This window comes from Roseitalea porphyridii (assembly GCF_004331955.1).
In the GTDB taxonomy this organism is placed as follows: domain Bacteria; phylum Pseudomonadota; class Alphaproteobacteria; order Rhizobiales; family Rhizobiaceae; genus Roseitalea; species Roseitalea porphyridii.
This window is the reverse complement of sequence record NZ_CP036532.1, coordinates 1,910,244-1,924,800: the sequence shown is the minus strand read 5'-3', so window position 1 is coordinate 1,924,800 and position 14,557 is coordinate 1,910,244. Positions and strand designations below refer to the sequence as shown.

Genomic DNA, 14,557 nt, shown 5'->3' with positions numbered 1-14,557 from the left:
GGTGACTGGCAACTTCCAAAACCACTAGACCGCCGTGGCCGCAGATTGGGCACGTCTCGTGCATGGTGGGAGCATTCACAACGCCGCTAGCTCCGCTCTATCAGCAGCATATGCCATGGCATGAGGATCGGACCGCTGATTTGCAGGCGTTCGATCGTATCCGACGACTCTGTCACTACGCGTCTGGTATATGTCCCCATTGCATCGAGATTGTCCGGTTTTTCGAGATCAATTCCGATCTCAAATCGTTTCGTCGACGCGATGTGGTAACCGTGCTCGGCGCATACCCGCCGGATTTCAGGGATGGCGTACACGTTATAGAAGAAGCGTTGGCCAGTGACATGCTCGTGCACAGATATGGTGCAGGAGATGTCCCCCTCGTAAAATAGCGACGTGAGCGCGAACCACTCTGGCTTGAGCTTCGTGAATACCTGCACGAGCGGCTCAACCGGCTCTGGCAGCCATGACAGGGTCTGAAGGGATACTACCCCGTCAAACTCGGTTGTTTCGGGCATCTCCATCCAGTCGAGTTGCCGAAAGGCGAGGTTGTCCAATCCCTGGTTCTTTGCGACGTTCTCGCCAATGCGAAGAAAATCCGACACATAATCGGCCGCTACAAAATCGGTTGCCGGGTGGCGTCCCGCCAGAAAGGCTGTCGCCGCTCCTGTACCGGCGCCGAGATCGATGATTCTGCGCGAGCCATCCAACCGGTGGGCAATAAAGGCTTCGAACGCTTTCGTGGACTCCTTGGGGTTCTTCCATTGCGTTGTGTGATAGGCGAGCTGACGTTCATCGAAGCTTGTCCAATCGTCAGCGGCTTTCTTACTGTCCATTTCGCTGCCTGTTTTGACGAGCCGGGCATGGTCCGGCCAAGATCGGGGACCGCGCGGGCGTCCCTCCGGGTTTTCATGCGATGCAATCACTGAATCCTCTATCCGAGGCGCCATCCGCATGCGGCACGGATCCATAATCACTGAGCAACACGGGGCGTGAGCCACGGCATCGCCACGAGACGGACTGAGCAGGCCCATGTCAACAGGAAGATGAGTGCGCGTGTCAGGACGAAGCCGATGATTGCACCGGCGACACCAACTGCCGGCACTAACGTAAACAAAACAATGATGTTGACCGCGTTTGCGAAGATTGTAATCGCCGAGAGCAGTTCAGTTCGTCTCGCGTACACGATATAATTGGTCACCATGAGATAAGCGCCCCCCAGAGCCTGACCTAGCAGCAGCCACCCGATCATCCATGCCGCATCAGCATATGATCTGCCAAACGCTAGAGATACGAACCAAGGCGAAAGGGCAAAGCCAAGTAGGACGACGACGCACAGGCCACCAAAGTAAACGTAAGTCAGCCGGACGACCGAGGCACGATCGTCAGCATCGCCTGTCTTCAGTATCGAGAACAGCCACGGCACATAGGCCCTGTTGAACGCATCGCAGATCACGCCAAGGACCATCGACACCTGAAAGGCGAGCAGATAGATGCCGACATGGCTTGCGCTGAGCATGGTGTTGAGCACGAACAGGCTAAGCCAGTTCAGCAGGAACGTACCGAGTTCGTGAGGCAGCAATGGGATTCCGAAACGCAACGCTGATTTCACGTCGCCGGAATTGAACCGCGGGCTCAGCCGTCCGATCCTCCTCAGAACGAGCAGGGCAACAAGTCCCGCGGCTATTGCCGCAACGACGATACCGCCCACGCGGCCCATGGCGCCGGCCGAAAGGATGACGACACCCACCAGACTGAGTGAAATGTTCAGCAGGCTGTGACCAACCTGGAACACGCCATATCGGACCGGCTGTTCCCCAACCTGAAACTGGCCCAGAAGGATATTCAGAACGAAGACCATCGCCGCCGCGACAAGCGCAAGGTAGAGATATTCGGGTGGAATCTGGAGCCAGGCCGACAACTGGCCGCCAAATGCCCAGATGACGACCACGAAGAAAGAGGTGGTGGCGGCGAGGATCAGCAAGGCGTTGAAGATATAGACCGCAATTCCCTCCCGATCCACGTCATAGGATTGACGTACTATCGCGCCGGCTATGCTGAGGCCGCAGGTTGCGAGAAAGAAAATGTAGAGACCCTGAAAGATGCCAACCAACCCAAACTCTGCAGGCGACAGGTAACGGGTCAATATGGGAAGCAACAGAAACGGAAGGCCGGCCGCCAGAACGCTGGCGACAAGGTAGATGGCCGACCCCGAGAGTAGCGCCTTAAGCTGCAAGCCGGCTTTCCGTACCCTTTGAGTCCACTGACACAACCGCCTACTTAGTGACCAGATCCAGCGACATGGGTGTTGCTCTTTCGATGTCCTTGCTTGCGGTCTTGCCAAGCACGTCATCAAGGTGTTTGGGCGCGAGGCCTATTCCAGGGCGGATGCTTCGCACGTTGTCGTTCGTGAAGGTCTCACCCCTTGCAACGTCCTTGACGACGTAAAGCGATCGGCGGAACTGTGCATTGCCTTTCTCGCTCGGGCTTTGCCCATAGCTGGCCGAACCCATCGCCTTCCAGGCAATGTTTGCGTCGCGCACAAGCGCCCTCAACTCGTCGGGCTCCAGCGAGAAACTGTCATCTGGCCCGCCGCCGTTACGGTCCAGAGTGACGTGCTTTTCGATCACGCAGGCGCCCACTCCGATCGATGTAACAGCGGCTACGTTGTCGATCGTGTGATCCGACAGGCCAACGAGAACGCCGAACCGGTCCTTCATGTCCGCAATCGTGCGCAGATTGTACTCTTCGGCGGGCGCCGGATAGCCGCTGACACACTGCAGAACGACGATTGAGTCGCAGCCCGCCTCACGCGCCGTCGCAACAGCGTCTTGGATCTCGTCGGCGTTGGCCATGCCGCTGGAAATGATCATCGGCTTGCCCGTCTGGGCAACGTAGCGGATTAACGGCAAGTCGATAGCTTCAAACGAGGCGATCTTGTAGGCCGGCGCATTCAGGCTCTCAAGCAGATCTACGGCCGTGAAGTCGAAAGGCGAACTGAAGATGGTGATGCCGAGATCGCGGGCCTTCTGGAAGAGCGGTTCATGCCAATCCCAGGGCATTTGCGCCCATTTATAGAGTTCGTAGAGGCTCCGGCCATCCCAAAGGCCGCCCTTGATCTGGAACTCGGGCCGATTGCTTTCGATCGTGATCGTGTCTGCGGAATAGGTCTGAATCTTCAGCGCGTCCGCACCACTGTCGCGCGCAATCTCCATGATCCTGAAAGCACGTTCAATGTCGCCGTTGTGGTTGGCCGATAGCTCGGCGATTATGTACGGAGGATGATCCGGGCCAATGCTGCGTCCGTTGATCTTCATGATGCACCTCGTTTGCCGATACCAGGCGAGTTTGCGCGCAATTCATACCAGTCGGGGGAAACCTTCACATAGCCCGCCCGCCGAAAGACTGCCTGTGAAGCGCGGTTCTTCGGGCTGACATTTGCCACGATCTGCAGGCCGGGATGTCGAAGGCGCAACAGCCTAAGGGAGGCAAGACCAAGGCCCTGTCCGTGCCACGCGGGATCGATCAGTATGGAGACTTCATACTCCTCCTCATCCGCTGAACGGCGATCGAGCCGTACCATACCAACCACTACGTCCCCGGCCATGACCATGTAGAAGGGACTGCAACTCTGCGATAGCCGCCGCGCAAACCACGCGCAATGCCCCTCCCAACTGGGTGGTTCCGGGTTGCGAGAATGCGCCCGCGCGCCCGGCGCCGATTGAAATCGGAACAGTGTCTCTGCGTCGTCGGCAAGCGCCGGACGCAAGGCGATCGCCTGCCCTGACGTCATGCGGTAGCCGACGATTGCTTCGACGACACGCCGCGTACCTTGTCCGTCACAAATGGCTAGGGCGGCGGTGCGCATTTCTGCCAGTGCTGCCGTGTTGCCGTGAAGGGAAAGAAATGCCGCACGTATGGACTCATGGCTGATGTCGGGCCAGGTCCCAAGGTTGATGACAGCGCCGTGGCCTGCAAGCCGTTCAGCAATGTAACGTTGGTTGTCGGCAAGCACGAGTGTGATGGTCGGCACGCCAAGGCAGCATCGTTCCCAAGATGAGCCACCGGAAGCACCAAAGGCGAGGTCTGAACTTGCCAGTATGTCCGCCAAGTCTTCGGTGTCGACATGCAGAGTGATATTCAACCCAAGCCGGTCGGCCTGCTCGCGAAGCTTGGGGACATGGGGACAACCGCCGCCAACCACCACGTCAATGTGTAGCGTGTCACGAATAGCTGGCTCCAATGCATCAAGAGCCGTCAGCACGTATCCGGTCGCGTTCGGTTCGTCGCTGCCACCCATGGAAACGACGATGCGCGACGGCGGTGAGCGAACGGTGGCCGCCGCCTCGACCGTCGTCTGTTCACGCAATAGGGCAAACTCAGGCCGCAACATGGCAAATCTCGTGCCCGTCAAAACAATCGCTTCGCCAGGAACCAATCCCGAATAGTCCTCCGGGCGACGGTCGACAGACGGATCCACCAAGAGATCGCAGTCATGACTTCGGTTGGCCAGATCGTCGATGACAACCAACCGCTCCACGACATCGCGAAGTCTCGCCTGCCAGGTGCCATCGCGTTCATAGTGATCGCAGACCAACGTCTTTGGCCTATTCGGTAGCTCCCTTATTGCTTGGGCAATTTCGGCGACCTCGCCAGCGGGCGTTGAGGCATCACCGAAAAGGTGAACTCGGTGTCCGTGTCGCTCAAGTCGGCCCTTGAGGGCCTCCGGCAGTTCCCGGCAGAAGAAAATGCTCATGATCGCGATACTGGTGAGGCGATCGGCAAGTGCCAGGCAACGCATCACGTGTCCGATGCCGAGCCTGGTCGAGGCGTCCGTCCTGAAGGCGACCATATCGGTCAGATCAGACACGCGACCGCCATCGTTTGCCGTGCGCCGGGTGACTGGCGCGGCCTCAATTGTATTTCCTGAACACCGGCTTCTGCGCTGGCCCCAGGAGCAATCGATCCACAGCATCAGCGGCGATGGCCGACTCGAGTTGTGTCAGAGCTCGATCCAATGCTTCAGCCGTTCGATCGACTTCAGCCATCCTATGTGCGTGCGTAATGGTAATCCACGGAATAAGCACGCCTTCCTCGATCATGTACTGATGAAAAAGCGTGTTGAGCGTGCTGGAGAAGGCGCCGCTTTCGTCGAAGCAGAGGATTTGCGGGTTGGCTTCGAAGCCGATTATTCTGACGCGCTCCGACAGGCCTTTTGCCCTGGCCGTGTCGGTGACCGCCGCCTTCAAAGCCCGCCCGATCGACCAAATGTGGTCCTCAACATTGTGCTCGTTGTAGAACCGCATTGTTGCAAGCGTTGCGGCCAATCCGACCGTTTCAGAGCCATGCGTCTGCGACAGCAGAAACACCCGCTCGCGATCATGTGTAATTCCACCCAGGTCCATGATCTCTCTTTTGCCTGCCAACACCGAGCAGGAATAGCCATTTGAGATCGCTTTTCCGAAAGTCGCCAGATCCGGAAGGATGCCGTAGTGATGGTGCGCACCGCGTGATCCGAACCGCATTGCCGCAATCATCTCGTCAAAGATGAGAACGGTGCCCTCAGCCTCCGTCTTTTCGCGCAGATACTGCAAGAAGTTGCCGGTGTTGTCGCCGTTGCGGTTCATGCCGGATTGCGTTAGGTCGGATGGTCGCGGGTCGGCATAAGGCGAGTCATTCTTCACCGGCTCGAGTATCAGTGCCGCGATCTGGTCCTTATAGTCGGCGAATGCAGCTTCGACACTGCCGCGGTCACCATAGATGAACTTCAGTGTGTATGGCCGCTCGGAGGGCAAGGTACCCGAGTTCATCTCGGTCGAACCAATGTACCAGTCATGGATCGAAAAGAACGGATGGCTACCGCAAACGAGGACGTAAGGGCGGCCAGTGTATGCCCGCGCCAGTTTCACCGCTGCGGTGACGACATCGGAGCCGTTCTTGCCGAACTTGACCATCTCCGCACATGGCCAATGATCGGTCAGGTAGGCAGCCAACTCATATTCGAGGATGCCGGGCCGCGTGAAGTTGGCGCCCAACCTCATTGCTTCGAAAACCTTCGTGTCGACATGATCGTTGGCGTGTCCCAACGACATCACGCGATTACCCATTGCCCAGTCGAGGTACTCGTTGTCCTCGACGTCCCAGCAGTAGGCGCCCTTGGCCCGCGCCATCACCTTGGGCGCATTGCCGGGGAACTGGTCATCCCCTTTGCTGTATGTGTGGTTACCACCGGGAATGAGTTCGTGCATCGCCCGCGAGATCTGCTCGGCCGACATGTTGAAGTAGGGCATTCCGGAACTCCGCTCTAGAAGCCGTCGTGAAGATGGGTATTCCTGATCTCGAGCTTGCCGCTGTCATAAAGGGCAATCAGCTCGTCCTGACTGAAGTCATAGCGCCGTCCCACCGCGGTGAAATGTGCCAGTATCTGCTCAATCAGGTGCAGGTCTTCCGTGTAATCGACTGAAAGGTATATTTCTGGACGAATTAACGATTTTGAAGGCGGCACGGCCTTTACGCGCGAGAATCCTTCGCTGCGTTTGAGGAAGCTGATCACATGCTCCCGGTCGAGCGGGTCGCTTGTGGACTCGGCTGCGCGACGCAGGGCTGCCCTTGTGACGAGTTCGCCAGCAGTTCCGTATATCCAGCCGCCGGGGTGACTGGCATAGACCAAGTCGGCCATCGTCTCGCCATGGCGTTTGACGAGAAACTTAATCCCTTCAGGGTCCAACAGGGGATCATCGCCGCCCACCCGTATGATCGGATCAATGTCGAAGTAGTCCGCGCAAGCGAGGTAGCGGCCCATGACATCATTCTCGCTGCCGCGAAAACACCAAACACCGGTTCGCTCGGCAACTTGTGCTGTTATGTCATCCTGATCGCGATCTGTGGTGGCAACGCAGATACTCCTGAGGCCCGCGTGCTGCAGCCGCTTGATCTGATATTCAAGCATCGGCTCGCCCTGCAGAGAATGCGAAATCTTCCCCGGAGATCGAGACGAGCCCATGCGTGCTTGGATGACGATTGCTCCAGGCATTCCTAGCTCTTTGCGGCTCGCTCCGCGGCATAAAGCTGCTTCAAGATCGCATGGTCTTCTGCAAGCGTGTATGGGTACTCGCCGAGACCCCTGGTCGCATCCAGGAAACAACGCATCTCCTGAACGTACATCTCCTCTGTCGATGTCGTCTTGCCCAGTTTGGAGCGCGTCTTGAGTATCCATCGATCCTCGTTGCTGTCGTAGAGGCGCAGAGTTCCAGCGACGGTATCGAGATCGATGTTGCCGGTCTCGCCCACAATCCTAGTAGTGCGGCAGGGAACCTGAGACACGACATCGACCGTCATCTGCACCATGCGGCACGCCGGCGCCCTGAATACGAGCGCGTACACATCGTCGATATCCGCGTCCAAACGGCCGGTCTGGTCCGTCATTGCACGAATTTGCGTCGGCAAACCAAAGAACCAACTCAGATAGACAAGATCAAACGGCACGATTTCGCGCGCCGCACCTGTCTCGCGCTTCGATACGTAGAAGTCATGAATTGACTCGTATGGATGCCAATTTGGCAGGAACATTCCGAAGTGATGCTGGCACAACAGTGCTTTGCCGATGCGGCCGGCTCGCAACCAGTCCCGCACCTGTATGTTCAGGGGATCGAACCGCATCGTGCAAGAGGGGGCCAGAATGTTTCCCCGCTCGGTGAGAGCAGGCAGAAGTGCATCGTAGCCGTCATCGACGACGCTGGCCTCGATGAACACATGCTTTCCCATCGCATGGAAGCGGGAGGCATATTCTATGTGGTCCGCCGGCGGGGTGGAAATGATGATGTGGGTGAAATCTGACACATCGGAATCGTCCACTGCAGCAATAGTCTCGATACCATAGATATCCCGCGCTTCCTCGCGCCTGTCGATCCGTATATCGAATCCGGTTATGTCGCGGTGTCCCAGGTAAAGGAGATTGCGCAATCGGCGCTTTCCCATTGAGCCGAGGCCAATGATCAAGAACTTCACGTACCAAGCTCCAAAATGTCGATTGCATCGAGAATCTGCGCAGCGTGGGAATGCCGGCCAATCACGCTGTCTTCCAAGAACACGCAGAGCGCTCTCTTGAATGCCGCAAACGAGTCTGCGAACTCGGTATGGATTGTTCCGCGAGGGCCGGAGTAGCTGACCGAGATGGGCGATGGTTCACGGCCAAAAGCCGTGATCTGGCACGTTCGTTCACCGCCGTCCCATGCAAAAGAAACCTCAGTGCAATCATTTTCCGCACCGAACTGGCGCACGCGCACGTCACTGACAGCCGGCAGTTTGCCGCAGTTCGCAAGGATCGGGTCGATCACGTGAATTGCATATTTGGTCCATGATTTCGGCACTTGCGCAGAAATCCGTGTAACCCCGCCGATGCGCGCCAGCTCTTCTGAAGGAACAAGCATTTCCTGCGCGAAGCGCAGCGCCGAACACGAGAAAATCTGGGCGTCCCGCACTTCTTGCGAGAAGAACGCTTCGGCAGCCCTGCGGGAGTGGGCAAATGGCTTGTCGACGTAGACGGGCAGCCCGGCCGCAAGAAAGGGGTCAGCAAACTGGCGGTGGTTCTCAGCATCATCGCGGGCGAGCAGCACTGCATCAACTGCGCCGATCATGTCCTCGGGCGACGGCACCACTGTATCGATGTAGGTCGCGTTCGAGATGTGCTGCGATAGCAGCGCATCTTGTGTCCAAACATGTGTAACACGGGCACCGGCAATACGATCATCGGGGAACTTCTGCTTCGCCAGATAGATCGGGATTCCCGGGAAGCCGCAGTCGGCCATGGTCGTTGGCTCGTATCCGTTGAAGATTGCGGACCATGAGTAGGGATGCCCGTTTGCCTCGCTCATTCCCAAGATCCCGAGCCTGAGTTCCGCCATAGCCTAGGACCAGAACCTTGGATCAAGGAGTTCGGCGTCGTCCGTCGCTATGTCTGCGAACAGGGCCGCCGAAACATGCCGATCCGGGACACTCAGGATCTCGCTCAATTCGGACGGTGAAACCACACCCACGACGATTCGATCGATCTCATCCAACGATGCCAGATAGCCGAGACAAGCTTCGAGTGGCGAGAGCCGCATTTCCGCAAGCCTGCTGTGCAACTGGCGCACGACGGGGCGCAGCTTGCGGGCCCTTTCGGGAATATGATCGGGGTCAGAAAGCAGGATGCCTTGTAGAAAGGCGGAACGCGCGTGCACCTCGACACCGCTGGCCTTCAAGCGATCAAGCGCACCACTGACGATGAGACGCATGTCCAGCAGGTTCATCGGCACTTGTACGAGATCGAGATCGAAGCCTTGCAGAAGCTCGTCGACCTGCACGGTATCGTAGACGGATGCGCCAAGCTTCGAAACAATGCCCTCCATCTTCAAGCGATGGGCGGCATGGTACAGTTTCTCACCATCTTTCGTGGTGAGAACGTCCGCATTGTGGAACAAGAGGCCTTCAACCGCGTCTTGTTTGAGGTCAGTCAACGAATTGCGCACCTGATCAAGCATGGCGGAGACGTTGGCCGCGCTGCCAGACGGCAGCGTCTTGGTTACAATTCGAAACCTGTCTCCCGCGCTCAACCGGCCAAGGATTGCCTCGCTCTCGCCGTAGCTGGGGGCTGTATCAATGAGATCCACACCGGCTTTCGACGCCATATCGAGCAGCGTTTTCAGTGAGGTCTCGGATGGTTGGCCCACGGTGTTGGTAATGCCATAAGCCATCCCGAACTGAGCCCCGCCCAGCGCTAGTTTCGCCGCGATCATCGCAACACGTTCTCAAGAGCGGCAATCACCCGGTCTTGAGCTGCTTCGGTGAGCCCCGGATAAATCGGAATGGACATCGCTCGCCGGTAGTATGCTTCAGCGTCAGGGAAATCACCTAGCTTGAAGCCCATAGCACGATAGAATGGCTGCAGGTGGACCGGGATGTAGTGAAGGTTCACGCCGATGCCGGCCTTTCGCAGATCGGAGAACGCGTCCTTGTGCGAAGCGGCAATGCGGTCAAGCTGCAACCTGATGATGTACAGATGCCAGGCTGACACCGCACCGTCTTGCATGACCGGCAGGTCAAGCGGCAGATGTACGAGACGCTCCGAATATCGAACTGCGCGCTCGGTACGCGCATCGACGAATTGATCCAGCCGCTTCATCTGCTGGAAACCAAGTGCGGCCTGAAGCTCCGTCATGCGGTAGTTATATCCAAGCGCGACCTGCTGGTAGTACCAGTCACCGTCGGGCGCGTGCGTCATGAGTGTAGGGTCTCTTGTTACACCGTGGCTCGCAGCGAGCCGCATTCTGACAGCGAGATCGTCATCGCACGTCGTCGCGCAACCACCCTCGGCGGTCGTGATGATTTTGACCGGATGGAAACTGAAGACCGTGATATCGCTGTACCGGCACCCACCAACCTTCGCGCCAAGATAGCTGCCGCCAATCGCGTGTGAGGCATCTTCAATGATCCGGAAGCCATACTCCCGACCGAGCTCGGCGATCCGCTGCATGTCGGCCGATTGACCACCGAGGTGCACGGGCACCACAATTTTTGGCAGCCGACCAGCCAACGAAGCGGCCTTCAGTTTGGTTTCCAGGGCCGTCACGCTGATGTTGCAGGTGAGGGGATCAATGTCGACGAAATCGACCGACGCGTTGCAGTAAAGAGCGCAGTTTGCTGACGCAACGAATGTGATCGGAGTCGTCCAAAGCCAATCCCCCGGACCAAGACCGAGCGCCAGGCAAGCAACGTGCAACGCGGAGGTGGCGCTATTGACCGCGACGGCGTGCGGAGCCGAAACATAACCGGCAACCGCTTCTTCGAACTTGGGAACAGTCGGTCCCTGGGTAAGAAAATCGGACCTCAGAACATCGACGACAGCATCGATGTCTTCCTGTGAAATGTCTTGACGGCCGTAAGGTATCATGGCCTACAGCCTGCCAATCTTCTCGGCATTGTCTGTAAGCCACTGCTCAAGCTGCACATCGCTCATCCAGTCACTGTTGGTGTCGCTGGTGTAGTGGAAGCCTTCGCTCACCGGCTTGCCGTTCTTGATCCGGTTCTCGCTGCGATACCAATTGTTGATGGAAGGCAGGATCTTGTAATGCTGAGGATACTCGAACGTGAAGCTGGCGTCCTCGATACCGATCATCTGCTCGTGCAGCTTCTCGCCAGGCCGGATACCGACGACCTCCTGGGTTGCTTCTGGGGCAACGACGCGCGCAATGTCAGTGACCTTCATTGACGGTATCTTCTTGACATAGATTTCGCCGCCTTCCATGTCCTCGAAGGCATGCCAGACGAGTTCGACGCCTTGTTCCAGCGAGATCATGAAACGTGTCATGCGCGGGTCCGTGATCGGCAGCACGCCTTTATCGCGGATCGACTGGAAGAATGGGATAACCGACCCCCGGGATCCCATGACATTGCCGTATCGAACGACCGAAAAACGAGTGCTGTGCTCGCCAACATAGGCGTTGCCGGCAACAAAGAGCTTGTCTGACGCCAGCTTCGTTGCCCCGTAAAGATTGATGGGGCTGGAGGCCTTGTCGGTGGAAAGGGCCACCACCTTTTTGACTTTCTTGTCGATGCAAGCGTCAATGAGGTTCATCGCCCCGTTGATGTTGGTCTTGATGCATTCGAACGGATTGTACTCGGCGGTCGGGACAATCTTGGTCGCGGCCGCATGGACCACATAGTCGACGCCATCGAGCGCCCGGTACAGCCGATCCCTGTCACGAACATCGCCGACGAAGAACCGAATGCGCGATTCGTTCGTGAACGACTTCGCCATCTCCCACTGCTTCATCTCGTCACGAGACAGAACAATGATCTTTCTGGGATTGTATTTCTTCAAGGTCATCGGCACGAATGCATTGCCGAATGAGCCCGTTCCGCCCGTGACAAGGATACTGCTGTCTTCCAGCATGCGTCTACTCCAGTAGAGGTAAGGCTGCTGACTGGCCCTCAAGTTCGAAGGCCCGGTTCAGGCGCACGGGCAGTGAGAATCGAAGTGGCTAGCTACCGTCTGAGCGACAAGACGTGAAGCCGCGCAGGCGCCCTCTGTCAGCGTTCCCAAATACCTTTCGTATCAATTACGTGTCCATTGGGGACATGGGCGGCCTTGAACTGCGCGTGATCAACCAGAAGCAAGTGAACATCTGCGCACTGCGCCGCTGCTTCGAGCCCGACCAGCTCAATTCGAACATCGTCAAGAGCATCACTGCTCCGAAGATTCGGTTCCACCGCGACGAGCCGGCCCGCATGCCTAACGCTCAACTCTCTGGCAATGGCGAGGGCAGGGCTTTGGCGCAGATCGTCAATATCGGCCTTGAAGGTGAGCCCGTATATGGCGACACACACATCAGTCGCGGTTTTCTTTGGATGGGATACCAGGTGGGCGCCGACCGCGGCGCTGACCTTGTCCAAGACCCAGGTTGGCTTGGCGTCATTCACCTCGCGTGCAGTTCGGATTAGCCGCGACTGTTCTGGCGCCGACGACACGATGAACCACGGATCGACCGCGATGCAATGGCCACCGACACCTGGTCCGGGTTGCAGGATGTTGACGCGCGGATGGCGATTGGCCAGTTGTATTAATTCCCATACGTCCATGTTCAACTTGTCGCAGATCACGGACAGTTCATTGGCGAAAGCGATGTTGACATCGCGGAAGCTGTTTTCGGTCAGCTTGGCCATCTCGGCGACACGCGGACCGCTCGCAACGACGCAATTGCCTGAGACAAATGTCTGATAAAGGGCAATTGCCCGTTGTGAACATGCAGGTGTCAGGCCACCAATGACGCGATCATTGGTAATCAGCTCCTGCATGACCTTTCCCGGCAAGACCCGTTCGGGGCAGTGAGCCACGCGAATGTCCGATGACTCACCAGCCTGCTGCGGAAATGTCAGATCGGAACGTGCGCCGGCGAGCCAGTTCGCCATCGCCTCCGTGGCGCCCACGGGCGACGTGCTCTCTAGAATGACGATGTCGCCTTCTTTGAGGACCGGGGCAATCGCGTTCGCCGCGGCTTCAATGTAGGACAGATCCGGTTCGTGGTTGTCACCCTTGAATGGTGTCGGCACGGCAATGAGGAATGCGTCAGCGGGCTCAGGCTCACTTGTTGCTCGAAGGTAGCCCTCCTTGACTGCCGCACGAACGACGATGTCGAGGTCTGGCTCTGCGATATGCACCTCTCCGCGATTGATGGTCTCGACGGTACGTTCGTCGACATCAACGCCGACAACCTCGATCTTTCTTGAGGCGAACATCGCAGCGGTCGGAAGGCCGATGTATCCGAGCCCGATCACCGAAATCCGCCGGAAGGGGCTTTCATTCATTGCAGGTGTTCTCTGCCGGATCCAAAGAAATCCATAATGGCGTCTCGGATACGCTCGCCAGCCCGTCCGTCGCCATAGGGATTATGCGAACGAGCCATCGCCCGATAAGCTGTGGGATTATCAAGAAGACATGTTGCTTCGCGGACAATCGGTTCCGTATTCGCGCCGACAAGCTTCACCGTGCCTGCATCGAGAGCCTCTGGCCGCTCCGTGGTGTCGCGCATGACCAGAACCGGCTTGCCCAAAGATGGCGCTTCTTCCTGCACGCCACCGGAGTCGGTCAGTATTATGTCGGCCCGCCGCATCAAGTGAACAAACGGGAGATACTCGACGGGTGCGATCAACTTGACCTGAGCGAGTGCACCCAGGCTTGCTTCCACCGGCCCTTTGACGTTCGGGTTGAGGTGAACCGGATAGATGATCTGTACATCATCGCGTTGCGCAAGCACCGAAAGTGCATCGCATATGCGCTGAAACCCTCCGCCAAAACTCTCGCGTCGATGTCCGGTTACGAGGATCATGCGCTTCGACGGATCGATTCCGAATGTCGCGTCGAGTTCGTCGCTGCGGTCCGGATCCGCTTCGAGACGAGCCACCACATCGAGCAACGCGTCGATCACCGTGTTTCCCGTTATCGAGATTGCCGCGTCCCGAACCCCCTCGGCAACAAGGTTTGACGCCGCCTTCTGTGTTGGCGCGAAATGGAGCGTCGCAATCGTGCCCGCGACCTTCCGATTGATCTCTTCCGGCCATGGTGAGTAGATGTCGCCGGTCCGCAGCCCACCCTCGACGTGGCCAACGGCTACGCGTCGATAATAGGCGGCCAAGGATGCTGCCAGTGTCGTGGTCGTATCGCCGTGGACCAACACCAGATCGGGCGAAAAATCTTCAAGGACCGGATCCAGTCCTCGCAGGACCGCCACCGTGATCTCGGTCAAGCCCTGTCCCGGCTTCATGACATTCAAATCATAAGCCGGTTCAATACTGAAGAGCCGAAGTACCTGGTCTAGCATTTCGCGATGCTGGGCCGTGACGGCGACGCGGACATCGAATTCCGACGCATCTTTGAGCTTGTCAAATACAGGCGCCATCTTGATAGCTTCGGGCCGAGTGCCGAACACCAGAAGTATCTTCTTCATAAATCCCTCTTCTGATGAGGCGTGGCCGCAGACGATTGGTAAGGGGCTGTACGATGGCTGGATCCCCTCCTATTGCT

13 protein-coding genes are annotated in these 14,557 nt (G+C 57.7%); all 13 read right to left on the bottom strand.

From position 1 onward, the window contains the following. Positions 1-86: 86 nt before the first annotated feature. Positions 87-833 (bottom strand): class I SAM-dependent methyltransferase, encoded by a 747-nt coding sequence (locus E0E05_RS09435; RefSeq protein ID WP_158629326.1) that lies wholly within the window; start codon positions 831-833, stop codon positions 87-89. Between the two features lie 137 nt (positions 834-970). After that, positions 971-2,233 carry an oligosaccharide flippase family protein gene (locus E0E05_RS09430; RefSeq protein ID WP_158629325.1) on the bottom strand — a complete coding sequence of 421 codons (1,263 nt, stop codon included), beginning with the start codon at positions 2,231-2,233 and terminating at the stop codon, positions 971-973. A gap of 40 nt (positions 2,234-2,273) precedes the next feature. Next, positions 2,274-3,314, bottom strand: a complete 1,041-nt coding sequence (pseI, locus tag E0E05_RS09425) for a pseudaminic acid synthase (RefSeq protein WP_131616479.1) — start codon at positions 3,312-3,314, stop codon at positions 2,274-2,276. After that, entirely contained in the window at positions 3,311-4,867 is a 1,557-nt protein-coding gene (gene pseG / locus E0E05_RS09420) for a UDP-2,4-diacetamido-2,4,6-trideoxy-beta-L-altropyranose hydrolase (protein ID WP_158629324.1), read from the bottom strand. Before pseG ends, pseI begins: the two co-directional genes overlap by 4 nt. A 43-nt stretch (positions 4,868-4,910) precedes the next feature. Then, positions 4,911-6,287: a glutamate-1-semialdehyde 2,1-aminomutase gene (locus E0E05_RS09415; protein ID WP_131616477.1), complete on the bottom strand. Its 1,377-nt coding sequence runs from the start codon at positions 6,285-6,287 to the stop codon at positions 4,911-4,913. 14 nt (positions 6,288-6,301) lie between these two features. Further along, positions 6,302-7,000 (bottom strand): cytidylyltransferase domain-containing protein, encoded by a 699-nt coding sequence (locus E0E05_RS09410; protein WP_244598064.1) that lies wholly within the window; start codon positions 6,998-7,000, stop codon positions 6,302-6,304. Between the two features lie 32 nt (positions 7,001-7,032). Beyond that, complete coding sequence (locus tag E0E05_RS09405) at positions 7,033-8,004, bottom strand: Gfo/Idh/MocA family protein (protein ID WP_131616475.1); 972 nt, start codon at positions 8,002-8,004, stop codon at positions 7,033-7,035. Beyond that, the gene (locus E0E05_RS09400; protein WP_131616474.1) at positions 8,001-8,870 is read right to left on the bottom strand and encodes a Gfo/Idh/MocA family oxidoreductase; all 870 of its coding nucleotides are present in this window, start codon (positions 8,868-8,870) and stop codon (positions 8,001-8,003) included. Before E0E05_RS09400 ends, E0E05_RS09405 begins: the two co-directional genes overlap by 4 nt. Before the next feature lie 33 nt (positions 8,871-8,903). After that, entirely contained in the window at positions 8,904-9,773 is an 870-nt protein-coding gene (locus E0E05_RS09395) for an aldo/keto reductase (RefSeq protein ID WP_131616473.1), read from the bottom strand. Further along, on the bottom strand, positions 9,770-10,927 hold the full coding sequence (pseC, locus tag E0E05_RS09390) for a UDP-4-amino-4,6-dideoxy-N-acetyl-beta-L-altrosamine transaminase (protein ID WP_131616472.1): 1,158 nt from the start codon (positions 10,925-10,927) through the stop codon (positions 9,770-9,772). Before pseC ends, E0E05_RS09395 begins: the two co-directional genes overlap by 4 nt. 3 nt (positions 10,928-10,930) lie before the next feature. Beyond that, positions 10,931-11,929 carry a UDP-N-acetylglucosamine 4,6-dehydratase (inverting) gene (gene pseB / locus E0E05_RS09385; protein WP_131616471.1) on the bottom strand — a complete coding sequence of 333 codons (999 nt, stop codon included), beginning with the start codon at positions 11,927-11,929 and terminating at the stop codon, positions 10,931-10,933. A gap of 137 nt (positions 11,930-12,066) precedes the next feature. Further along, entirely contained in the window at positions 12,067-13,341 is a 1,275-nt protein-coding gene (wecC, locus tag E0E05_RS09380; RefSeq protein ID WP_131616470.1) for a UDP-N-acetyl-D-mannosamine dehydrogenase, read from the bottom strand. After that, on the bottom strand, positions 13,338-14,480 hold the full coding sequence (gene wecB / locus E0E05_RS09375; protein WP_131616469.1) for a non-hydrolyzing UDP-N-acetylglucosamine 2-epimerase: 1,143 nt from the start codon (positions 14,478-14,480) through the stop codon (positions 13,338-13,340). Before wecB ends, wecC begins: the two co-directional genes overlap by 4 nt. Between the last annotated feature and the right edge of the window lie 77 nt (positions 14,481-14,557).